At 68.9% G+C, this 22,825-nt stretch carries 19 protein-coding genes and 1 pseudogene; 14 read left to right on the top strand and 6 right to left on the bottom strand.

Going from position 1 to position 22,825, the window contains the following annotated elements:
- Positions 1 to 16 precede the first annotated feature (16 nt).
- From ABT026_RS11385 to ABT026_RS11355, 7 genes are read left to right on the top strand one after another with little or no spacing between them, the layout of a single operon-like run.
- Complete coding sequence (locus ABT026_RS11385; protein WP_351113942.1) at positions 17 to 832, top strand: 2-keto-4-pentenoate hydratase; 816 nt, start codon at positions 17 to 19, stop codon at positions 830 to 832.
- Between the two features lie 7 nt (positions 833 to 839).
- The gene (locus tag ABT026_RS11380) at positions 840 to 1,334 is read left to right on the top strand and encodes a nuclear transport factor 2 family protein (protein WP_351113941.1); all 495 of its coding nucleotides are present in this window, start codon (positions 840 to 842) and stop codon (positions 1,332 to 1,334) included.
- Complete coding sequence (locus ABT026_RS11375) at positions 1,331 to 2,101, top strand: HpcH/HpaI aldolase family protein (RefSeq protein ID WP_351113940.1); 771 nt, start codon at positions 1,331 to 1,333, stop codon at positions 2,099 to 2,101. The genes ABT026_RS11380 and ABT026_RS11375 overlap by 4 nt, the downstream gene beginning before the upstream one ends.
- Positions 2,098 to 3,711, top strand: coding sequence for a bifunctional 3-(3-hydroxy-phenyl)propionate/3-hydroxycinnamic acid hydroxylase MhpA (mhpA, locus tag ABT026_RS11370; protein WP_351113939.1), 1,614 nt, complete (start codon positions 2,098 to 2,100; stop codon positions 3,709 to 3,711). Before ABT026_RS11375 ends, mhpA begins: the two co-directional genes overlap by 4 nt.
- Positions 3,712 to 3,763: 52 nt before the next feature.
- Complete coding sequence (locus tag ABT026_RS11365) at positions 3,764 to 5,752, top strand: flavin-containing monooxygenase (RefSeq protein WP_351113938.1); 1,989 nt, start codon at positions 3,764 to 3,766, stop codon at positions 5,750 to 5,752.
- Entirely contained in the window at positions 5,749 to 7,392 is a 1,644-nt protein-coding gene (locus ABT026_RS11360) for an FAD-dependent monooxygenase (RefSeq protein WP_351113937.1), read from the top strand. Before ABT026_RS11365 ends, ABT026_RS11360 begins: the two co-directional genes overlap by 4 nt.
- Positions 7,389 to 8,225 (top strand): fumarylacetoacetate hydrolase family protein, encoded by an 837-nt coding sequence (locus tag ABT026_RS11355; protein ID WP_351113936.1) that lies wholly within the window; start codon positions 7,389 to 7,391, stop codon positions 8,223 to 8,225. Before ABT026_RS11360 ends, ABT026_RS11355 begins: the two co-directional genes overlap by 4 nt.
- A gap of 176 nt (positions 8,226 to 8,401) precedes the next feature.
- Here the strand turns inward: ABT026_RS11355 and ABT026_RS11350 are convergent.
- Positions 8,402 to 8,983, bottom strand: a pseudogene (locus ABT026_RS11350) (3-hydroxybenzoate 4-monooxygenase); the annotation flags it as partial.
- A gap of 190 nt (positions 8,984 to 9,173) precedes the next feature.
- Between ABT026_RS11350 and ABT026_RS11345 the strand changes: the two are divergent.
- The 4 genes from ABT026_RS11345 to ABT026_RS11330 all read left to right on the top strand — a co-directional run bounded on the left by ABT026_RS11345 (position 9,174) and on the right by ABT026_RS11330 (position 15,016).
- On the top strand, positions 9,174 to 10,835 hold the full coding sequence (locus tag ABT026_RS11345) for a recombinase family protein (RefSeq protein ID WP_351113935.1): 1,662 nt from the start codon (positions 9,174 to 9,176) through the stop codon (positions 10,833 to 10,835).
- A 540-nt stretch (positions 10,836 to 11,375) separates the two neighbouring features.
- A complete protein-coding gene (locus ABT026_RS11340; RefSeq protein WP_351113934.1) occupies positions 11,376 to 12,071 on the top strand; it encodes an IS3 family transposase in 696 nt (231 codons plus the stop codon).
- A gap of 568 nt (positions 12,072 to 12,639) precedes the next feature.
- Positions 12,640 to 12,894 carry a coiled-coil domain-containing protein gene (locus ABT026_RS11335; protein ID WP_351113933.1) on the top strand — a complete coding sequence of 85 codons (255 nt, stop codon included), beginning with the start codon at positions 12,640 to 12,642 and terminating at the stop codon, positions 12,892 to 12,894.
- 22 nt (positions 12,895 to 12,916) lie between these two features.
- On the top strand, positions 12,917 to 15,016 hold the full coding sequence (locus ABT026_RS11330) for a hypothetical protein (RefSeq protein ID WP_351113931.1): 2,100 nt from the start codon (positions 12,917 to 12,919) through the stop codon (positions 15,014 to 15,016).
- Here the strand turns inward: ABT026_RS11330 and ABT026_RS11325 are convergent.
- Positions 14,991 to 15,446 carry a transposase gene (locus ABT026_RS11325; RefSeq protein ID WP_351113930.1) on the bottom strand — a complete coding sequence of 152 codons (456 nt, stop codon included), beginning with the start codon at positions 15,444 to 15,446 and terminating at the stop codon, positions 14,991 to 14,993. The genes ABT026_RS11330 and ABT026_RS11325 overlap by 26 nt on opposite strands.
- A 147-nt stretch (positions 15,447 to 15,593) precedes the next feature.
- Here ABT026_RS11325 and ABT026_RS11320 point away from each other — a divergent pair, with 147 nt between their 5' ends.
- Both ABT026_RS11320 and ABT026_RS11315 read left to right on the top strand, forming a co-directional pair.
- Positions 15,594 to 16,337 (top strand): ISAs1 family transposase, encoded by a 744-nt coding sequence (locus ABT026_RS11320; protein WP_351113929.1) that lies wholly within the window; start codon positions 15,594 to 15,596, stop codon positions 16,335 to 16,337.
- A 201-nt stretch (positions 16,338 to 16,538) separates the two neighbouring features.
- Positions 16,539 to 16,664, top strand: coding sequence for a hypothetical protein (locus tag ABT026_RS11315; RefSeq protein ID WP_351113928.1), 126 nt, complete (start codon positions 16,539 to 16,541; stop codon positions 16,662 to 16,664).
- 171 nt (positions 16,665 to 16,835) lie between these two features.
- Here the strand turns inward: ABT026_RS11315 and ABT026_RS11310 are convergent, their stop codons facing one another.
- Entirely contained in the window at positions 16,836 to 18,056 is a 1,221-nt protein-coding gene (locus ABT026_RS11310; RefSeq protein ID WP_351113927.1) for a hypothetical protein, read from the bottom strand.
- A 216-nt stretch (positions 18,057 to 18,272) separates the two neighbouring features.
- Complete coding sequence (locus ABT026_RS11305) at positions 18,273 to 19,595, bottom strand: hypothetical protein (protein WP_351113926.1); 1,323 nt, start codon at positions 19,593 to 19,595, stop codon at positions 18,273 to 18,275.
- A 202-nt stretch (positions 19,596 to 19,797) separates the two neighbouring features.
- Here ABT026_RS11305 and ABT026_RS11300 point away from each other — a divergent pair, with 202 nt between their 5' ends.
- A complete protein-coding gene (locus ABT026_RS11300; protein WP_351113925.1) occupies positions 19,798 to 20,289 on the top strand; it encodes a hypothetical protein in 492 nt (163 codons plus the stop codon).
- 7 nt (positions 20,290 to 20,296) lie between these two features.
- Here ABT026_RS11300 and ABT026_RS11295 read toward each other — a convergent pair whose 3' ends face one another.
- Both ABT026_RS11295 and ABT026_RS11290 read right to left on the bottom strand, forming a co-directional pair.
- The gene (locus ABT026_RS11295; RefSeq protein WP_502967954.1) at positions 20,297 to 21,115 is read right to left on the bottom strand and encodes an IS5 family transposase; all 819 of its coding nucleotides are present in this window, start codon (positions 21,113 to 21,115) and stop codon (positions 20,297 to 20,299) included.
- A gap of 530 nt (positions 21,116 to 21,645) precedes the next feature.
- Positions 21,646 to 22,722 (bottom strand): hypothetical protein, encoded by a 1,077-nt coding sequence (locus tag ABT026_RS11290; protein ID WP_351113923.1) that lies wholly within the window; start codon positions 22,720 to 22,722, stop codon positions 21,646 to 21,648.
- Positions 22,723 to 22,825: the final 103 nt, after the last annotated feature.

The raw sequence follows: 22,825 nt of genomic DNA, 5'->3' as shown, positions 1-22,825 counted from the left end.
CGTGACTGACCGAACCGTGTCTGACGAAAGGACCGTGGTGGGCGTCCCCCAGGAGACCATCGACCGGATCGCGCGCGAGCTGTTCGAGGCCAAGCGCGATGTGTACACCGTGCCGTACGTGAGCCCCCGGCTCCCCGAGCGCGACCTCGACGCGGCCTACGCCATCTCCGCCGAGTTCGCCGCCCTGCGGGAGCGCGAGCTGGGCGTGAGGCGGGTGGGCCGCAAGGTCGGCCTGACCAACCCCCTGGTCCAGGCACGGGTGGGCATCGACGAGCCCGACTACGGCGTCATCCACGACGACATGGTGCACGCCTCGGGGGTGCGCCTCCCGCTGTCCCGGTACAACCGGCTGCTGATCGAGGCGGAGGTCGCGTTCGTCCTGAAGAACGACGTCCTCGACGCCACCCGGGAGAGCGTCGAGGCCGCGATCGACCACGTCACCCCCGCGTTCGAGGTCGTCGACTTCCGCTACGGCGGGTCGGTCGGGCAGATCGTGGACACCATCGCCGACAACGCCGGCTGCAGCGGCGTCGTCCTCGGCGAGGAGCGGCACCCCTACGGCGAGGTCGACCTGACGCAGGTGGAGATGGTCATCACCGGCGGCGGCGCCGAGATCACCCGGGGCGTCGGCAGCAACGTGCTGGAGGACCCGGTCAACGCGATCGTCTGGCTGGCCGCCACCGCCCTCCGCACCGGCGAGCCGCTGCGCGCCGGCGAGGTGCTGCTGTCCGGGTCCATCGGCTACATCGAGCCGTGGCCCGCCGACGTCGAGTGCGTCGCCACCATCACCGGACTCGGTCGCGTGGTCGCGACCGCCGATTCGAAGGGCTGAGACGGACATGAGTGACTACCGTCCCGTCGACGCGATCACCCGCGTCGAGATCGAGCAGCTCATCGCGGAGATGCTCTACCGCCTGGACCACCACCAGGCGGACACCACCTGGGAGCTCTACACCGAGGACGGCGTCTCGGTGGGGCCGATGGGCGACATGGACCGCGAGGCCATGAAGGTCTGGGGGGCCAAGCGCGCCCGGCAGACCGACATCGTCGGCCGCCACTTCATCGGCGGGATCCGCCTGGTGCAGGACGGTGACGAGGTCGAGGGAACCGTGCAGTACCTGACCTTCCGCGACAGCAACGAGCCGCAGACCGAGCCCGCCTCGGTGGGCGAGTTCCGCGAGCGCTACCGGAAGGTGGACGGCCGGTGGCTGTTCGCGCGCCGCGAGATCGTGCCGGTCTTCGGCGGCCGGGCGGCCGCCGCGCACGCCGCCCGGCTGGCCGGCCGGGACGGGGCCGCGCAGGACGGGCAGACGCAGGAAGGACCGGCGCGGTGAAGCGATCGGCCCTCGGCGGGGGGAACCCTGTCCTCTACCACCAGTCCCTCCCCTCCTTCTCCCTGCCGGAGTGGGCCGCGGCCGCCGGTTACGACGGGGTGATCCTCGACCTCCAGCACGGTGAGCTGGGCCTGGAGGCGGCCTGCGGAATCCTCCGCTCCCTGCCGCGGGACAACGCCTACGCCTACGCGCGCGTCGGCTCGCTCGACCCGGCCCCGATCCTGCGGCTGCTCGACAGCGGGGCGCGCGGCATCGTGGCGCCCACCGTCGAGTCCCGCGCCCAGGCCGAGGCGCTGGTCGCCGCCACCAAGTACCCGCCTCTCGGGAACCGCAGCCTGGGCCCGTCCCGGCCGGCGCTCTACCCGGGCGACGTCTACACCGAGGCCGGCAACGACGCGGTGTCCGCCGTCGTCCAGATCGAGACCCGGGCCGGCGTCGAGCGGGCCGAGGAGATCGTCTCGACCCCCGGTCTGGACTCGGTCTACATCGGGCCGGCCGACCTGGCCGTCACCCACGGCCTGCCCGGCCGGGGTGACTGGGAGGACGGCCCCGTGCGCGAGGCGATCGCGTACCTGCGCGAGGTGACGACCGCGCACGGCGTCACCCTCGGCATCTACTCCGGCCGGCCCGACTACACGGCCGCCCTGTTCGCCGAAGGCCTCGTCGACTACGTCGGCCTCGGCATCGACCTCGTCCTGCTGAACCGCGCGTTCAACGACACCCTCGCCGCACTGGGGGCGGCACGATCCACCGGGAGCACCTCATGACCGTCACGTGCGACGTCCTCGTCGTGGGCGCCGGCCCCGTCGGCCTGACCCTGGCCAACCTGCTCGGACAGCAGGGCGTCGACGTCCTGGTCGTCGAGCGGGAGCATGAACTCGTCGACTACCCGCGGGCCGTGGGCATCGACGACGAGGCCCTGCGCGCCATGCAGACCGCCGGCCTCGTCGAGGAGGTGCTCCCGCACACCATCCCCGACCAGAAGATCTACATGGTCAACGGGGACCGGACGATCCTGTCCGAGGTCAACCCGACCACGCGGGAGTTCGGCTGGCCGCGCCGCAACGGCTTCGTGCAGCCTCTGGTGGACCGGGTGCTGCTGGAGGGCCTGGACCGCTTCCCGAACGCCGCCGCGCGCTTCGGCGCGGAGGTCGTGGACCTGGCCGAGGCCGACGGCGGAGTGGTCGCCACTCTCGCCAACGGCGAGACGGTGCGCGCCCGTTACGTCGTCGCCGCCGAGGGCGGGGCCTCCCCCACCCGCAAGCGCCTGGGCATCTCCTTCGAGGGCGAGACCCGGCCGAGCGACGGCCTCGTGATCGACGTCGCGAACGACCCCATCGGCACGCCGCACGCGGTCTTCGGCGGGGACCCTGCCCGCAGCTACGCCTCCATCGCGCTCCCGCACGGCATCCGCCGCTGGGAGTTCACCCTCTTCGAGCACGAGGGCGCCGACGTCGCCGAGGACGACGCGTTCGTCTTCGGCCTGCTGGCCCCGCACGTGCCCGACCCGGCCCGGCTGGACATCATCCGCCGCCGCGTCTACCGCCACCACGCCCGCGTCGCCGGCAGGTTCCGGCAGGGACGGATCTTCCTCGCCGGGGACGCCGCCCACGTGATGCCGGTCGTCGGCGGACAGGGCTGGAACTCGGGCATCCGGGACGCCTTCAACCTCGGCTGGAAGCTGGCGGCCGTCGTCAAGGGCCTCGCCGCCGACGCCCTGCTGGACACGTACGAGACCGAACGGCTCGGCCACGTCACGCAGATGGTGGCCGTCTCCCTCGGCATGGCGAAGGAGATGACCGACCACGACCCGGCCAAGGCCGCCGAGCGCGACCGGATCGCCGCCAACCGCACCCCCGAGGAGCGGGAGGCCCAGAAGCGGCAGGCGTTCAAGCCGCAGCCCCGGTTCGACGAGGGCGTCGTGGTGCACACGCCGCTGCCGACGTACAAGACGCTGCCCGCGCGCGACGTGCCGCGGCTGGCCGGCTCGATCTTCCCGCAGCCGCGGGCCACCGACACGGACGGCGTGGAGATGCTGCTCGACGAGGCCACCGGGCAGGGCTGGCGGGTGATCACCTGGAACAACGACCCGCGGGTCTTCCTGTCCCCGGAGCGGCTCGCCGTGCTCGACCGCCTCGGCGCACGCCTCGTGCAGGTGGTGCCGAAGGTGCAGCTGCCCTGGGCGCGCAAGCAGGCCTCGGCCGGCGTCACCGTCGTCGGCGACCTGGGCGGCGAGTCGGGCCTGCAGGCCTGGTTCGACGCGCGCCCGGTCGGCGCCGTCGTCCTGCGCCCCGACCACGTGATCGCCGCCGAGTGCCTCGCCCAGGAACTCGACGCCGTGCTCGGCGAGGTCTTCGAGGCCGCCCGCGTCGCATGACCCCGCAACGCCCACGGGACAACCCCGAACAGCCGACCACGATGGAGGGCCGATGACCGATCCGAGCGAGGTCGTCCAGATCGACGACGTGTACTGGCGCGACGAGTACACGCCCATCACGGAGGACGACGCCTTCCTCGAACGCGTGGTCGCGGAGGCCGACCTGCCGTCACTGCTCACGGCGCTGGCGGCGCTCACGGGTGACCACGCGTTGATCCCGGTCGAGCTGCGCCCGCCGCTCCCTCCCGTCGACACGACGGCTCCCCCTCACGGAGGCATGAGCGAGGCCGCGCAGGCGCGGGCACGGGAACTCGCGCTGCCCGCGCTCCGGCGGGTCCGCGACGAGGGGCTCACCCGGCCCCGCCTGCTCGACGCGGTGGAGGCCCGCGCCCTCGTCGACTTCGTCACCGGCGGGGCGGGCGCCGAGGACGCGGCGCTGATGATGCACGAGCTGGACCTGGTCCCGCGGCGCCCGGGAGCGCCCGCCTGGCACGCCGAGGAGGTCGCGCCGGACCGTGAGTTCGAGGTCGCGGTCATCGGCACCGGCATGAGCGGCATCGCGGCGATGTACCGGCTCAAGCAGGCGGGCGTGCCGTTCGTCGCGTTCGAGAAGCACCCCGACGTCGGCGGCACCTGGCTGGCCAACACCTATCCCGGCGTCCGTCTGGACACCCCGACCTTCTGCTACAGCTTCTCCTTCGCGCAGCGGGCCGACTGGCCCAACGCGTACGCCGAGGGCGCGGAGATCGAGGAGTACGCCGCCGAGATCGTCGACCGTGCCAAGCTGCGCGAGCACATCGAGTTCGACACCGAGGTCCTGTCGATGACCTGGGACGACGCCTCGGCCGTCTGGGACGTCGTGGTACGGCACGACGGCGTCGAGCGGCGCCGGCGGTTCCACGCCGTCGTCGCCGCGACCGGGCAGCTGGAGAAGCCGCACATCCCCGACGTCCCCGGGCAGGAGGACTTCGGCGGGGTGCGGATGCACTCCGCGCGCTGGGACCACGACGTGGACCTGGCAGGCAAGCGCGTCGCCGTGGTCGGCACCGGCGCCAGCGCCTACCAGATCGTCCCGAGCATCGTCGACCGCGTCGCCCACCTCGACGTCTTCCAGCGGTCCGGGCCGTGGACGGTACCCGCGCCGAACTACCACGAGCCGACGCCGACGGCGCTGGCCTGGCTCAGCGACCACGTCCCGCACTACGGGCAGTGGTTCCGCTTCCAGGCGTTCTGGGGCGCGCGCACCGGACGACTGCACACCGTCGAGGTCGATCCCGCGTGGGAGCGCACCGACTCGGTGTCGGCGACCAACCTGCGGGTGCGGGAGACGCTCACCGCGCTCCTGCGCGAGCAGTGGGCGGACCGCCCCGACATGCTCGACGTCGTCGTGCCGTCGTATCCGCCCGGCGGCAAGCGCATGCTCCGCGACAACGGCGTGTGGGCGCGCGCCCTCCACCGGGAGCACGCCGCGCTCGTCACCTCCCCGATCGAGCGGTTCACCTCCGACGGCATCGTCACCGCCGACGGCACGCACCACCCGGTCGACGTCGTCGTCTACGCCACCGGCTTCAAGGCCTCCGACTACCTGGACCCGATCCAGGTCACCGGGCCCGCCGGGCAGACCCTCAAGGAGCACTGGAACGGCGACGCCACGGCCTGGGCCGGCATCTGCGTGCCCGGGTTCCCGAACCTCTTCCTCGTCCAGGGCCCGAACACGAACTACGTGGTGCACGGCCAGTTCCACTTCATGATCGAGTGCGGGGTCGAGTTCGCCGTCGAGGCGATCCACCAGCTGCTGCGGCGCCGGGCGGCGTCCGTCGAGGTCAGGCAGGAGACGCTGGACCGCTTCCTCGCCTGGGTCGACCAGGGCAACGCCCGACGTGCCTGGGGGCAGCCGCAGGTGCGCACCTGGTACAAGAACTCGCGGGGCCGCGTCTCGCAGGTGTGGCCGTACAGCCACCTCGAGTACTGGAACCTGACCCGGGGCGCCGACTTCGACACGGACTTCGCGCTCCGTCCCCGGCCGGGGGCGGCGTCGTGACCGCCCGGCGTGAGGTGCTGGTGGTGGGCGCCGGCCCGATCGGGCTCACCGCCGCCCTCCTGCTCGCCGACGCGGGGGTGCGGACCACGCTCGTCGAGAAGGAGACCGCTCCAGGCGACCTGCCGCGCGCCATCAGCCTCCAGGACGAGTCGTTCCGCACCCTGGAGCGGCTCGGCGTGGCCGACGCGCTCAAGGCCGAGTCCCTGCTCGACACCGGCAGCCGCTACTTCGGGCTCGGCGACCGCCTCCTGCTCGAGGCGAGACCGGTCGCCTCCCGGCTGGGGCACCCCGCCAAGACCCAGTTCGACCAGCCGGTCCTGGAGCGGCTGCTGTGGGAGCGGGCCGTCGCGCACGAGGGGCTGGAGTTCCTGCGCGGCGCCGAGGCGACCGCGCTCACGCGGGACGGCGACGGGGTCACCCTGACGGTGACGACCGGAGTGGGTACCGCACGGACGATCGGACAGACGACCGGGCGGACGACCGAACAGGGCACGCGGACCCTGACCGCCGACTGGCTGATCGGCGCCGACGGCGGACGCAGCTTCGTCCGCCGGTCGGCAGGGATCGACCTGGTCGGCACCACCCAGCCCCAGCGGTGGATCGTCGTCGACCTGCTGGGCGAGCCGCGCGTGCGGGACCCGTTCGCCGAGTTCCACGGCGACGGGCAGCGGCCGTACGTCCTCGTGCCCGGCGTCGGGGGACGCCTGCGGATCGAGTTCATGCTCTTCGACCACGAGGACCCCGAGGAGATGACGACACCGGAACGGATCCGCGAACTGGTCGTGCCGCGCTTCCGGACCGAGCTGTCGCCGGACGACGTACGCCGCGCCGTCGTGTACGTCGCCCACCAGCGCATCGCACGGACCTACCGGACGGGACGGGTGTTCCTCGTCGGCGACGCCGCGCACCTGATGCCGCCGTTCGCGGGCCAGGGCCTGAACGCCGGCGTCCGCGACGCCACCAACCTCGCCTGGAAGCTGACCGAGGCGATCGCCGGCCGCGCGACCGAACGGCTGCTGGACTCCTACGAGGTGGAGCGCCGCGCCCATGGAGCCGCGATGGTGACCGTCTCGCGCCGGATCGGCGCGGTCGTCATGGCGACCCACCCGGTGGTCACCCGCGTCCGCGACACCGTGGTCCGCGCGGTCGGCCTGATCCCCCACGTCCGCGACTTCCTCGCCAACATGCGCTTCATCGCACCCCCCGACACCACTGCCGGGGTCGCCGCCCCGGCGGGTGGCGTGACCCTCCCCTCGGTGAGCGTCGGCCGCGCCCTGAGCCAGCCGGTGGTCCGCGACGCCACCGGCGCCGAGCGCGGACTCGACGCCCATCTCGGGCCCGGCTGGACGCTGCTGGAGATCGGGGGCCCGCTGCCCGGCCGCCCGGCGGTCGACCCGTACTGGGACTCGATCGGCGCGAAACGGCTGCGCGTCCTGGCCCCCGGCGGCACGCCGGCCGACGGCACGGTCACCGAGACCACCGCGGTGCTCACCTCCGGCGCCTGCGCGGGTCCGGTGTTCGTCGCGGTACGCCCCGACCGCTACGTCGCCGCGGTCTTCGACTCCACCGGCGAGCAGCCCGTCGTCGCCCACCTCCGCACCTTCGTCAACGCCCCCTCACCGAACAGGACCACCCGATGAGCAAGTTCGTCAGCTACTACCGGACCGACGGCAGCATCGCCTGGGGCCGTCTCGACGGCGAGACCGTCTACGACGCGACCTCCACGGCTCCGTCGCTCGCCGCCGCCGTCGCCGCCGGCTCCCTCGACGCCCTGGCGGACCACACCGACCACCCGGTGGCGCTCAGCGACATACGGCTCGCCCCGGTCATCCCGAACCCCGGCAAGATCATCTGCATCGGCGTCAACTACCGCAGTCACCAGGACGAGATCGGCAAGGCGGCTCCGGCCGCGCCGGTGGTCTTCGCCCGCTACGCCGACAGCCAGATGGGGCACGGCGCGGACGCCCTCAAGCCGGCGCAGACCGCGCAGTTCGACTACGAGGGCGAGGTGGCCCTGGTCGTCTCCCGGCCCGCGCACAAGGTCGCCAAGGCCGACGCCTACGACCACGTCGCCGGCTACGCCGTGTACAACGACTTCTCGGTGCGCGACTGGCAGCGCGCGGCCAGCCAGTGGCTGCCCGGCAAGACCTGGCCGGGCACCGGCGGCTTCGGCCCCTGCCTGGTGACGGCCGACGAGGTGGGCGACGTCACCGAACTCGAGTTGACGACCAGGGTCAACGGCGAGGTCCGCCAGCACGGCAAGGTCGCCGACCTGATCAACGACATCCCGTCGATCATCGAGTACGTCACCGCGTTCACCCCCCTCTCCCCCGGGGACGTCGTCGTCACCGGCACGCCGGGCGGCGTCGGCCTCTTCATGGAGCCCCAGGGCTTCGTCGTCGACGGAGACGTCGTCGAGGTGGAGGTCACCGGCCTCGGAACCCTCCGCAACACCGTCCGCGACGTCCCCTGACCCGCGCCGGGACGAGCAGCGTGTGCGGCCCGGAGTAACTCCGCCGGCCGGCTCGCAGACTCGGGGACCTCAGCTCGATCACCGGTGTCCTGCGACCGCGGGTCACGCGGTCGCAGGACACCGGGAGGGTCCGCACCGGCCTGTGGTCGGGGACCCTCGGCGCGCAGTCGGGCGAAGAAGTCCGCGACTTCCCCCGTCGTCGTCAGCGGCAGGACGTGGGCGACGTACTGGTCCGGCCGCACGATCACGACGACGCCGCCACGGACGATCCCGCGGACCTCGAAGATGTCGTCCTCCGGCATCGCGGCGTGCACCCGCCCGAGGTCGAGCAGGTCGTAGGGGCCGACCCGCGGCTTGAACACGTCGGGCACGTCGGCGAGTTCGACCCCGCGGTGGTCCTGCTGGTAGACGACCCTGAGGTCGAACCAGTCGTCGGGCCGGACACGCTCAGGGAGCGAGGCGAAGGGCGAGTCGGGCGACGAGGTGAGCCACCCCGCGAAGTTTGCGACGCGGGAGCCCTCCGCACCGGGTGCCGCCTCGTCCGCGAACAGGTAGAGCCTCCACCGCCCGTCGGACGTCGCCTGGTGACCGAGGTGCACCGGGTTGGTGTCCGCCACGCGTCTCACCTTCGCCGACGCGAAACGCTGTCCGACCGGGAACCCCTTGGCGAGGTCCTGGTACGCCGGGCTCCCGACCACCAGCGACGGGGCGTACTCGGTCCTGAACCCGGTGCGGAACTCCTCGGTGGACTTGAGAATTCCGGCAGCTCGGCGGCGCCGGCGAACTCGTCGGTCTGGTCACCCGACGGCTGCGGACCGCGCGGGTCCTCCCCCGGCGCGTGCCCGGGTCCTCGGAAGCGGGTGAGAGGTCGCGGCTCGCCGTTTCTCCCCCGGGCCCCTCAGCTCAGGCCCTCAACTCGATCGCCGGGGTGCGGTGGAGTAAATCCCCATGTCATTCACGGTGATCGGACTCTCTACCGTGGGTGTGATCGTAGTGGCGAGGGCGGATCGGGCCGCGTTGGCGGCGTTGGGGTTCAGTGCGGACGAGCTGGCCGACATGGGGTTGCACCGGGTGCCGGCGGTCGATCCCGGGCTCTTGGTCGACGCCTACATCCGCCGCTCCAAGAAGCGTGAGGACCTAGCCACCCTTCGCGCCCATCTGAAGGACATCGTCCGATGGTGCCAGACCGAAGGGCTTTCGATCCGGCACGTCTGGTTCGAACAGCGCAGCGCCAGCAAGGTCCACGTCCGCCGCGACGAATTCGAGAAGGCGAAGGAAGCGGTTCTCGCCGGCCACTCGAAGACCTTGGCGGTCTGGAAGACCGACCGTCTCGACAGGCGCGGCATGGGCGCCGTCGGGCAACTGCTCGACGAACTGGACCGCCGACGGTCCCGTCTCGTCTCCATCGCGGAAGGACTGGACAGCTCCAAGGGCGGCCGCATCGTCTTCGCCATCCTGTCGGAGCGGGCGCGTGACGAAGCGAAAGACATCGCTCTCCGCGTGAAGATCGGCCTGGACGCACACCGAGCTCTCGGGCGCGCCCCAGGGGGACGGCCACCCTTCGGGCTGCGCATCCTGGACGACGGCCGGATCGGCCCAGACCCCGATGAATACCCGCTGGCACGGCGAATCGCCGAAGAACTCCTCAAGGGCACCCCTACGACCACACTCGCACACCGCCTGACGGCAGAGGGCCACCGGACCCGGACTGGCCGGCACTGGTCGGGGAACGCGATCAGTCGACTGTCGCAGTCCCCACTCTGGGCAGGCCTCGTCCCCCATCGTGAGCGCGACAAGGACGAATACGGTAACCCGCTCGATCGGTGGATCGGCTGGAAGGCAGACCCTCTGCTGGGCCCCGACGGCCGTCCGATCTCCTGCGGTACCGGTGTCGTCTCCGTACCTGAGTGGTATGCGATCCGAAGCCGCTTCTCCTCCCGTAGCTCCTTCGGCAGAAAGGGCGGGCACGGGCATCGTCTGCCGGGCAAGTTGCTCGTCGGAATCCTGCGCTGCCCTCTCTGTGACATCGGCATGGTCTCCGGCGGCGCCACCTACCGCTGCCGCACACGCAACGAGGGCGGACCGGCGGCATGTTACGGCGCGCGCACCGAGGTCAACCGGGCAAATAGCGTGGTCTCCGCGGCGTGGATCCGGCACGTCTCCTCAATGGATCCGACGGACCCGGTCCTGTACGAGATCGCCCGCCGATGGCTGAGCTACCAGGATCCCGAGCGCGACGAGCGCGCCCGGCACCTGTCCGCCGCGCTGGAGGAAGCCGAACGTCGGAACTCAGACCTCCAGGAGGCCTACTTCGTGCATGGCCGCATGAAACAGGACAGGTACGAGAGCCTGTCGACCGCCCTCGGCGAGCAGTTGTCCTCAATCCGCCAAGAACTCGAAGAACTGCGCCAGCACTCCGATCTCACACCCCTGATGGACGCGGTGCTCCTCGAAGAGGCATGGGCAGAAGCCCCCCTCGAAGACCGGCGCATGCTGCTGCGCTGTGCGATCAACAAGGTGACGCTGCTACCCTCGACCGGCCAAGGGGACCGGACCCCGTTGCTCGCCAGACTGAACTTCGATTGGGTAACGGAAGGTCGGGCAGGCTGACGACTCTGTATCGGCGGGGTGAGTTGAACTCCAACGATACGCTCGTGGTCGCACAAGGGTGTCTCGATCTCGGGCGCTGACGGAATCAAGCGAGGTCAAGGTCTCCCCTGGCGAAGGACTTGGCCCAAGTTCGACAGCGATTGCTCTACCGCGCGCGGCTGGTTTCTACCACACTCGCCCGGCCCGCCGACGGAATCCACCCGGCGCGCCTAGGAACCGGTGCCGTCACGATAGGCCTGTTCCCACTCCTCTCGTACCTCCTGGGGAATTCGTCCCCCAGGACGTCATATCCCTGAGCCTTGGCCCACGACCGGATCTGCCCCGTGTCCACGGGCCGGGTGTCCGGAGAGGTCCGGGTTTCCACAGGGTGGAACACGAGGGGTGAGCCGTGGGGGGCGATTCGAGAGGCCGCGCGGAAACAGAGGGACCGAGACCGTCCCGGACCTGGGTTCGCAAGGCTCAGGTCGACGCTGGCCATCGTCCCGGTGTGACCTCGGAGGAGGCCACGGAGATCAAGCCTAAAGGCCGAGAACGCCGAGCTTGCGGAGGGCGAACGAGATCCTCAGGGCGGCCTCGGCTTCTCTTCGCGGCCGAGCTCGACCGGCCGTCGAAGCGCTCGTAGCGTTCATCGATGAGCACCGGCAGGTGTTCGGGGTCGAGCCGATCTGCAGAGTCCTCACCAGCCACGGATTGAAGATCGCGACGAGCACCTACTACGCCGTCAGGAAGCGGGCGCCCAGTGCACGGTCGCTGCAGGACGCGGAACTGAAGACGCAGATCAGCCAGGTCCATGCCGACAATTTCAGCGTCTACGGGGTGCGGAAGGTCTGGAGACATCTGCACCGCAAAGGCATACCGGTGGCCCGCTGCACCGTCGCCCGACTGATGCGCGACCTCGGCCTCCAGGGTGTCCGCCGCGGCCGCAGTATCCGCACCACCGTCCGCGACGGCCATGACAAGGCCGATGACCTGCTGCAACGTGACTTCACCGCCTCGCGTCCGAACGAGCGATGGGTTGCCGACTTCACCTACGTGGCTACCTGGTCCGGGATCGTCTACGTCGCCTTCGTCGTCGACGCGTTCTCCCGGGCGATCGTCGGCTGGTCCGTGGCCAACAGCAAGGGGGCCAAGATCGCCCTGGACGCTCTCGACATGGCGTTATGGCACCGCGATCCTGGTGCGGGATGTGCTCAGCTTCACCCTCGACGACGGCGCGGTCACCCACGCCCGGTCTGAGACCGGTCGGGCCACGGCGTCCCGAGCCGATAACCACGCCTACAGCGACCCATCGGATGCGCTCTTCGAACTCATCGACACCCTCAGGCCGATCCCGGGCCCTGTGGAAGATGATCTGGAAGACCTGATGGTCTCCGGTACCGGTTACACGACCTTCTCCAACGGCTTCGACCTTGCCCTGGAAGTGGACACACCGCCACCCCCACACACCGATCAATTTTGGCCATATAATGACATGCGATGCGGAGGCGGCTAGCGATCCGGCAAACTCATTGGCGGATGCTGCGCTTATGTCGGCCCGCACTCTCATGATCTTCGCCGGAACCATCCGGTAGATCACGCCCTGTTGGCACTACGCCACTTCGACTTCACGAAGTGCGAGTGCCGGGCACACCCGGGGGAGCGGATCGAACAGCGGTCTCTTCATATGCTGTCGATCCAGGCAGACATGAGGGAGTGTGGCCCTGGACTACCTCGTACGCAGGTTGCCCTGCCCACCATCTGCGGCACCCGATCGGGTGCCGGTGGCCAGGTCGGCATTTGCCGTACCGCGCATGAAGAGGTTTCCATGGCACGCCCTCAACCGCCTGTACCCGACCGTGACTCGGGTGTGTACGTCGCCCACGGCGAGATCTATGAAGAGGTCCGCGAACTGAGGAATGACGTCACAAGACTCCAGACGCAGACGGAGAAGCTGCTGGAGGAGAACAAGGAGCTCAAAAAGTCGGCGAAGTCGGCCGAGATCGAGCGCTTGGTGATGCGGATTCTCGTAGGTCTGATCGTGCTGGTCATAACGCCGATCGCTTCGACGTTCATCGCCTAATCCCGGAACGCGAGGTCTCCCCATGTCTGTGCCTGCCGGCCCCGGCGACGAGGCGCCCTACCCGCTCCCGTCCACGCGCGCGTGGCAGGAGCGCTGGATCGAGGCTGTTCTGGCGACCGAGGGAGTCAATGTCCCCCGAGCCGCTCTGGAGAACATCGCCCCGTTCATTGTCCACCCTAAGGCGCTCGTCACTAGGTCCGGTCCGGGGGGAGACCTCCGGCTCAGGCCCGAGCTGATCACACAGGTCACCACGGACTCCGGGTGGATGCTCGTCCTCGATGTCCGTATGCACGGCGCCGGTGGCGTCGTGTGGCCGGCCAACGAGCGGATCACCACCGCGTGGCACTCAGTCGCCAATCCCGCGGAAACCCAGGGGCGCACCCTTGCGAGGGTTCGCCCCTGGCGTCGGATCACCGTAGACGGGCAAGAACGGACTTTTGCCGCGCTAGAGAGCTCGGCGCCCAGCCGGGAGTGGCTGGCCGACAGCATCGAGTGGGCGGCCAGCGAGTTGCGGAACCGCGACGGCGCGCGCTCCCACAACCTGCTGGAGGAGCTTGCCCTCCACGGGCAGCAGGAACCAGGAATGTACGTTCCGCAATACCACCGGATCGAAGCCCCTGCGGCGGAGTCCGAGGACGGCTACTGGGGCTGGATGGCAGTCCGCGGAAACAATCGCACCATGCGGCGCCAAGACCTCCTCGGCATCACCTCCGCACAGGTGCTGACTGGTGTGCCCTTTGCGACGCTGGGCCAACACCACAAGGTCGGCGTCGCTGTGAATCCCCATTACTGGCTCGGGGCCTTGTCGAGGAAGCTCAACGACGAGTATCAGGAGGCTGCCCGCAGTGGAGCGGCGGACCCTCTGGCCCCTGCTCTGCGCGCCCGACGAGTGGCGGAGGTACGGGCTCACCTGGTGATCGGTTGTCCGACGCCGGACCGACTGTTCAGCATTGTCCAGGGTGGCAATCGGCGTGATCACGTCCATCCCCCGCTTGGGTTCGCCCCCAACGACCGGGCTCGCGCCCTGGGCCGCAATGTTCTGGGCGCGTACGTGGCGTCCGGAGCATTGGACAAGAGTCTTGCGGGAGTTCTCGCAGGCACAGACCCCATTGCCGAACTGCCCGGCATCCTCGCGCGGCTCGATCACAAGTCCCTCGCCATTCAGCTGCCCGACCACCCCGAGCACAGCGTCTCGACCCTGCGCGATGCACGCTCAATGTTGCTGCTTGCCGAACTGTTCCCCGTGGACAACGGAGACAACGAGCAGAAGCGCCACCTGATCCGCCATGCTCTCAGTGAGGCGGCGCCAAGCTCTCTACAGCTGGCCGATATCAACCAGCGCGCCCGCGCCTGGTCGGCACTGACATCGCAGAGCTACCCCCGCCCGTGGAATCCCAGAGTCGCCGAGATCTTCCCACGCAATGCCCGCAAGGGCTTTGCCCTCTCCAGGCGCCCACTCACCGAGGTCCTCAAGGCAGCCGACACCGATGACGCCGCCTTCGAGGAGCTGGTCACTTTCCGGGCGGCGCATTGGCTGGCGGCCTTCGACCTGATTGATGCCGACCGGGGATCGCTGGCCGGGCAGAGCGACGAGGAGGACGGCACCAAGTCCAATCGCGTACGACGCAGCGTCAAGAACATTCTCACGGCCTTGCGCAACAACCGCACCATGGCAGTGGGGCTGCTGAGAGAGCTCGCGGCAGCGATGGACGCTGGCGACAGGGCTCCTCGCCGCATCATGCCCACCGGCGAACCGGAGCCGGACGGCGAGCCGGCGAACCGTGCCTGGTTCAACCGAACGTTTCCGAAGACGATCGGTACACATAGCGAGCAGCGCCCAGCTCAGCTATCCGCTGACACAGCGGAACCCCTGCCGGAAACGGATACCCAAGCAGTGATCCGCCTCACAAAGGAAGTTGAGAACCTTGTACGGGACCTAGCCGACAGCAGCAAGGACATCCGCACCTGTCTGCGTGAACTGGCCACCCGCGCCAAGGAGGCGGGAATGGACTGCGCCTTGACCGAGCCGAAGGCGGAAGAACTCGCTCTGTCAGTCAGCAAGACGCTGGGTAGCCTCCGCCTTGTGCCGGAGACACTCACCGGTTTGAGTCAGTCAGATTGAGCTCCCATCCCGTAGTGCTGCAAAACTTCTCTATTTTTACTCCAGTCGGAATTCGTGTCTTGAGCTGCTGGTTGTCGTTGTCCGGGTGTGGACGTGAGAACGCCATGTCGTGCATAGCCAGCCCGCATGCGGCCTTCCACCGCAGGTCACACCGCAATTCCTGAACCGAATCGAAATCCGACAGGCCATACAGAGACTGCAGCACGACCGCCGCGGCGAGAACCTGCGGCGGCATACTCGGCCGCCCGGTCGCCGACGGATGCATGTCCGCGAACATCTCCGCCGGAAACAGCATCGAAGGATGCTCCAGGGTCTTTGAGAAGTGCCAAGGTGGGCGGGTTTCGCCTGTTGAGCACGGGATGTGACGGCTCGTCGACTTCTGCCCGGCAGTGACCCTGGACGCAGAACAGGCATGGCCGCTGGTGATCATGTGGGTGTCGAGTCCGTATGAGCACCGAGCGAGTCCATGCCTGCGCACCCATCTTCCCGCATGCCGTCATGCCTCCGGCAACTGGGGGACACCTCCGACCCAACCCCGCTGGAGACAGCCGCTGACCTGGGGAGCTTTCTGGCCACGGTGCCTAACCCGCGGGCCCGTCGCGGCATCCGCCATCCCTGGCCGGCCCTGCTCACCGCCGCGGCTGCCGCCGTTCTGGCCGGCGCCGCCTCGGTCACGGCGATCGGCGAGTGGATCGCCGACGCTCCGCAACGCGTCCTGGCCCTGCTCGGGTTCCGCCCCGACCCGCTGACCGGACTGATCCGCCCACCCCACGCCACCACCGTCCGCCTCGTCCTCGCCGCAACGGACGGTGACGCCCTCGACCGCGCCATCGGCGACTTCCTCCAGGCACGCAAGGCCCCGCCCTCGGGACGGAAGGTCATCGCCGTCGACGGCAAGACACTCCGCGGATCCCGCACCGCAAGGCGGACGGCCACCGCCCTGATCGCCGCCATGGCCCACGGCGGCGAGGTCCTCGCGCAACGACAGATCGACGGGAAGAGCAACGAGATCCCGGCCTTCGTCCCGCTCCTGGACGGCATTGACCTGACCGATGCCGTCATCACCGCCGACGCCCTGCACACCCAGCACGACCACGCCGCCTACCTGCACGAACGCGGAGCTCACTACCTGGCCGTCGTCAAGCGGAACCACCCCGGACTGCACGAGCGCATCCGCGGCCTGCCCTGGCACGAGATCCGCCTGGACCACATCGAGCGCGCCCGGGCCCATCACCGCGACGAGATCCGCCGCCTGAAGACCGCCACCTTCGCCCACATCGACTACCCGCACGCCCGCCAGGCCCTCCAAGTCGTTCGCTAGAGACGCGATCTGGGCACGGGCAAGCTGACGATCGAGCGGATCTACCTGGTCACGAGTCTGCCGCCCGGCGCGGCCGACGGCAGCAAACTCGCGGCCTGGATCCGCGGCCACTGGCGCATCGAGAATCAGCTCCACCACGTCCGCGACCGGACCTTCCACGAGGACGCCTCACACATCCGCACCCGGCACCTACCCCGCGTCATGGCCGGCCTGCGCAACCTCGCCATCGGCGTCCACCGCCAGGACGGCCACACCAACATCGCAGCCGCCCTCCGCCGAACCGCCCGCGACCACCAGCGGCCCCTCACCACCCTCGGCCTGGCATGACGAACCCGGACACAAGATCACTTCTCAAAGACCCTGAAGGATGCTCCGCCAGGAACGCGAAGACACTTCCCGCCAGGATCGTCTCCCCGGCCCACTCCCCTTGAACCACCCCACAACTCTGGCCCCACCGCTTGCGAGGCGGGGACAGAACCCAAGATCTTCATCAGTCTTCTAGGAGCCCCGCTCGTGCTCCCGCACGTAGGTGAACCCGCGTGGCAGCTCGTGAGGCCCGGCCAGACCGACCCGCTGGTGATCATCTCGATACGCTGCACGGGCCTCCGCACTTGCCTCCTTGCCGAGGTGGCCGATCCGCATCAGATGCCCGGCAACCCGGTGGCCGGTCAAACTGTAGGCCACCTCCGATTCCGCATGGCGCAGATCCTCACGGTCTGCCTCTCGCAGGACTGGCGCGTAGCACAGCAGTGGAACTGTCCTCTCTCCGCCCCGCGCCGGGTAGTGCAGCATGCCGGCTCGGTTCATGCTGCCCTCCTGCCAGGCAAGCAAGCCGCGCGAGAGGAGCCGTTGTATCGCCCCGTCGACCTTCTTCCTCGGCGGTCGTTCCGGCTGTGCCCGCTCCACCGTGTTCCGGACCAGCGCCTGCCGTGGCAGCAGCGCCCGGCCCTTCTCGTCGAGGTAGCCGAGTTCGCGTAGTGTGATCAACACGAGTTCCTCGACCCCATCCACCCGGGCGTCGAACGCCGCCAGCTCACGCGTCACGATCCTCGGGTCGTGGACGTAGCGGACCACCGTGCCACCAAACACGACAGGGGTGTCCAGCAGTGTGTACGACAGCCGCAGCTGCCTCCACGTGTCCCAGCGCACCGACACCCGCATCCCCGGAAGGACGAACGGCTGCCATCCGAGCCCGGTCAGCAGCGGCTCGGGGCCGCCGTTATCAAGCCTGATGCCCTTCTGCCGATCCAGCTCCTTGATGCGGTGGCGCCCGCGCAGAAAGGTCAGGTCAAGCGGTTCCTGAGGGGCGGCTCGGTCGGCCATCGCGGTCGGCACCGGGCAGGTGCCGTGCAGGAGGTGCTCGGCACGGACGTAGAACTTCCACTCGACCGTGAGGCCGGTGTTGACCACCGAGTAGGGCAGCCCGCTGTCGAGTTCCTCGACGACGACCTGGCTGAGCTCTTCCTCGTGAGGAGCCGGAGCCTGCTCATCCTGTCGTGACCGCTGCTCCTCCTGAGGGGCGGATGCCTCCAGCCGCCCGTAACAGCCATTGCACAGCAGACGCTTGTTGTGTACCGCGACGCGACGCGCCTTCTTCGTCCGCACACACCGTGAACAGGTGAAGGACGTGACCACCTCCAGCCGGAGGAGTTGAGTGTTGCCGCGGGGCGGGTAGGTCTTCGCGACCTTCACGCCGAGCACACGCTCACCGACGTTCATGACAGCAGATCCCCCCCTGGGTTCCTGCCCTGTGAAGAAGGGATCAGCGTAAACGCTCGCGTCTCAGGTATGCAGATGGTCCGGCACGATTCTCTGCACCACCGCCGCATCCTGCTCGACGGGTTCGCCTTGGCCTCCTCACCCTGCTTCGCCAGCCTCCGGGCACGGGCACGGGCACGGGCACGGGCAGAGTATTTCGTAGCGTGTCCGATTCGGTCAGCGATGGGCCGGGTCCGCTGCTGGCTCACTCAACACCTTGACCAGAACGGCATTGGCGACCTGCGCCAGTCGGCCAAGCTGCACCGCCTCGAACTGGAAGTACGGGTTGACCTGGAAGGGCCCCGCTTGACCGCCGTAGCCGAGGACCTGCTCCGATCCGAACAACGTTCCTCGGTGCCCCGTAAGCGAGCGCTGGTCGTACAGTGGGCCCGCCAGCTCCTTCACCTGCTTCTGCGTCAGCACGGTCTTGAGTGCTTTCCGGAACCGCTTCTCGGCAACTCCCTTGCGGTGCTTGCACTCGGGATGACAGTCGCACATGGAGTCTGGGACTGACCTCATACCCACGCCCTCGATCGCGGCTACGAAGGTGAGCAGCGAGAGCGACGGATGACGTCTCTTCAGGCGTACGGCCTCGTAGTACGCGTTGAGCGCGGTCTCCAGTTCGGGATCACCGTCTAGCCTCTCCCACGCCCCAAGCACCCACAGCGGCAGCTTCCAACTTCCTGTCCCCGGAGGGACCTCCCCTGTCCACTCCTCCCCGTGCAGGCTCGGAAATTCGGGGCCGACCGAAGTCGGGATCTTCAGAACCGACCCGGCGGGGCCCTGAGGCCAGGGAAGCGTCCGGGGCTCCCACAGCTCCCGCCGATGCAGCGTCAGGAGAGCGCCGAGTCGGCGCAACTGCACCTGAGCGACCGGGACAACGAGGTCCCAATGGTAGGTCTCGAACCGGCCGGTGACGACGACGGGGAAGCTGCGGGAGACCGTGATGAACTGTGAGTCGACTCGGTCCTGCCCTCGGAACTCGCGCATATAGACACCACCGGGGGCGAGGGCCAGCGGCCCTACCTCTGTCGCCCTAATCTGCTCCAAGGGGTAGAACCCCTGCCCGGCGGACGGGCTGACCCCAACGAGCGCATCCCATAGGTGAGTGCGTTGGTGATGCCCGATCTCGTCCACGGCCTTCCGCGCGCCAGTCCGCCAGGGGTCTACCTGGTCCTCTGACGGGGTGCCGTCGTCGCCAACAACCGTGCAGCTGATGCCGTCGGGGTGAGGGTGGACGCGCAGGACGCTCGTCATGGAACCATCGAGAGGCGGCCCCATTTCCACTGGGCCGCCGTAGCTATCAGTGCCACTCATGCGGCGAAACCCTCCGCCCATGGCATTCCCAAGGTGGTGGGCCCACTCGTTGCCGTGCTCGGTAAAGTCCACGGGGAAGGTACCGATGCTCTGTTCCCACACAGTGGCCTCCAGCCGCTTCGACGACGTCGAGGGTCGCTGACCACAGCGGCCAAGACCTCGACGTCCCACGATCAAGGTCATCGTCCCGTTTGTGTCTAGAGGGACGCCACTCAATACAGCCGGAGAACGGGGACGGAGCCTCCCTCTGACTAGCTGTTGTTCAACCAATCAGGCACCTGACCTGCCTGTTTGCCGTTTGCGATCTTGGTGGTCCGGTGTGCAGAGTGGCGGAATCTTCGCGGTCGAACCCGGAGGTTGTGCCGTGCCCACGCCTGCTGCTGTCATGAAGCGCCGACTGCGCGCGTTCGAAGTCCGTGCCGCCAAGCTCCAGCAGCAGATCCCCGCGTTGGATCAGGAAGCGGCCCTGGTGGACGAAGAGATCGCCCGCTGGCGCATCGGCAGCAAGATCTGGGACGAGGCCGAGCACGAACGGCGTGGTGACGCCGACGGGTCCACGAGCCCGTCCAGCTCGTCGGCCAGCCACGATGCCCCGATCGACACGCAGGCCGGGAGCCGGTCCGTCGGCGGCACGGAGTCGCGGTATGTGCCGCAGCGGCAGGCTAGCGAAGCCCCGGACACGCTGCCCGGCCCCTATTCCAAGATCGTGGAGTTCGTATGGGGTGAGCCGGTGCGGGTGCGGGACGTGTCCCGGGCCCTGTTCGGCGAGGGCGCCAGCCGGAGCCGGCGGGAGGGGGTGCGCTGCCAGCTGAAGCGACTCGTCCAGCGAGGTTGGCTGGCCAGTGCGGACGGCCGGGAGTTCACCGCGGCGGCCTGACCCCTGCTCATGTCGGCCGGGCCAGGGCCGCGCGGGCCGTCTCGCGTTCGGCGGCGGCCAGGCGGCGGGTCATGAGGGTGACCATCGCCCACTTCACGTAGCTCTCGTGCGCGGCCGCGGTGCGTTCGTAATCGCGCACAAAACGGCGGCAGTTCACCAGCCAGGCGAACGTCCTCTCAACGAACCAGCGTCTGGGCACCACCACGAAGCCCGCCTGGTCGTCAGTGCGGCGCGTGACCTCGACCTTCAGGGCAAGGGCATGCAGGACCCAGTCCACCAGCGCGCCCGTGTAGCCGCTGTCGGCCCACACCGTGCTCACCTTCGCGAACAGTGCCTGCATCCGCTCCAAGAGGTCCACGCCGGCGTCGCGGTTCTGGAGGGCGGCGGCGGTGACCATCACCACCAGCAGGAGTCCGAGGCAGTCCATCGTGATTTGGCGCTTGGCGCCCGAGACCTGCTTGCCCGCGCCGTATCCGCGCCGGTCTCCGACCAGCGTAGAGGCGCCCTTCAGGGACTGGGAGTCGATGATCGCCGCGGTCGGCTCCGGATCGTCGCGGCCCTCGACCATGCGGACCTGCTCACGCAGCCGGTCGTGGAGCACGTCCAGGAGCTCGTCGGTCTGCCAGCGGCGCTGGAAGGCGTAGACGGCCTGCCAGGGCGGGAAGTCAGCCGGCATCGCCCGCCACTTGGTCCCGTCGTCGACGAAGTACCGGACAGTGTCCAGCATTTCCCGGTGGCAGAACCCCTCCGGGTTGCCCCCGCGGCCCAGCAGCCAGCCCGGCAGGGGCATCACCTGCCGGACGACCTGCCACTCCTCGTCCGTCAGGTCCGCCGCATAGAAGCGGACCCGAAACGGCCGGTCACCCGCGTTCCGTACAGATGCGCGAGGCAGTCACACTCCGCGCCGAACCCAGGTCGGGCAGCGGGCGACCGGGCAGGACGACGGTAACGTTCGGCATGACGGGGCTCTGTTCCTCACGTGGCTGACCTAGACAACCGACAGGCGCGAACCTGGCGGATGTGGGCCGGGAGCGGTGCGCACTCGTCGCCTCGGCGGCGAGGAACTCCTTGGGCGGCTTGTCTATGTCGTCCGGGAGGCCATGCGGAAGGCCCACGGCGTACTTACTCATGGCGATGCTGCAGGGATATAGACGGACTCCTCCTTCACCGAGCGGACTCGTCCGGCCGTCCCAAGGGCCGAGTTGCGGGGTGTCCGAGTGAGATCGATGTAGTTCCCCTCGAGACGGGGCCGTCGTAGAGTCTGGCAACCAGACGGCCGGCGTAGCGCAACGTGGCGGGGTTCGAGGAAGAGATCTCTTCCTCGAACCCCGCCACGTTGTGCGTTGAGCTGCGGTGTCAGGCGGGAGGCAGGCCTGGCAGCACTGTCCCTGTGTAGGCAGCGAGCACGCTCCCCAGTGCTCCGCTGACGACGGGCGAGTTGAGGATGCCGACGATGGAGGAACCCCAGCGCTGGAGCCTTCCGGGGTCGGGTGAGCCAGTGGCCGCCTCGGTTTCGAGGCGCGTGGCGAGCTCGGTGAACTCGGTGGCATCGTCCTCGGGCAGGTCCAGGATTGGCGCGGCCTGGCGCAGGGCGCGGGCGAGCATGACGACTGCCGCAGCGTCGATCCCGTCCTTGTTGGTCGTGGCGTTCATGGTGAAGTCACGGCTATTCGCGGCGATGTTTCCGGTGTTCTCGGCGACGTGGATGGTGACGCTGTCGCCGGGGGTCGGCTGATTGATGTGGTCCTGCACACTTCCTCCTGCCAGAGCGCAGCTGACGCCCTGGGGTGTGATGGCAACCGTGACGGGCTCGGTATCGTTGCGGTGGATGAGGTCGTGCTCTGCCAGGTAGGCGAGTGCCTGGTGCAGTTCGGCGCCGGTGGTTTCGACTCCCGCGAAGTACGAACCGGGTGTCGCGAGGAACGGAGCGGGGTCGATGGGTGTCTGGTCGCCTGCGGTGTCGTAGAGCCACCGCAGGAAGGTGTCCATCGTGTGGCGCAGCCGGGCCGCGCGGTCCCTTTGGAGGTTCTTCAGCCGTTGCACGGCCACGGCACCCTCGTCGGTGAGGTGGACGTCGGTGGCTCCGGCCATGTCGCGGGCGATGTTCACCAAGCCGTGTTGTTCGAGTTGGAGAGCGAGGATGGTGGGATCTGCGTCCTCAAGTTGCTGTTCTTCGACGAATCGGGTCACGTCGACGTACAGGGCTGGGCGCTGTTGGTGGTTGGCATCGAGCCAGATCAACAGTTGAGCCAGGTAGGCGCTGCTCTCGATCGCCCCGCTATGACCCAGCGCCCCTCCAGAGATACTGCTTTCGGCCTGGACCTGCACACGAGGAGGGTTGCGCCGTGCGGCCTGTTCCAAGCTCTTCTTCAAGCCCGCCACGTACGCCTTCGCGAACTTGTCGAAGTCGCGAGAGTTGATGCCACGGGCCACGTTGCCCTCCTGTCTCAGGTGTCTACAGCAAGCGTACGGAGGGGGTCCGACAGGAGACGTGTCTTCTCCCGGGGGCACTGTCCAGCGAGCTGGCCCACCAGTC

The sequence above is a fragment of the Streptomyces sp. NPDC002734 genome (assembly GCF_040295685.1).
In the GTDB taxonomy this organism is placed as follows: Bacteria; Actinomycetota; Actinomycetes; order Streptomycetales; family Streptomycetaceae; genus Streptomyces.
Note: the sequence above shows the minus strand (reverse complement) of the source record. Positions and strands in the feature narration are given on the sequence as shown.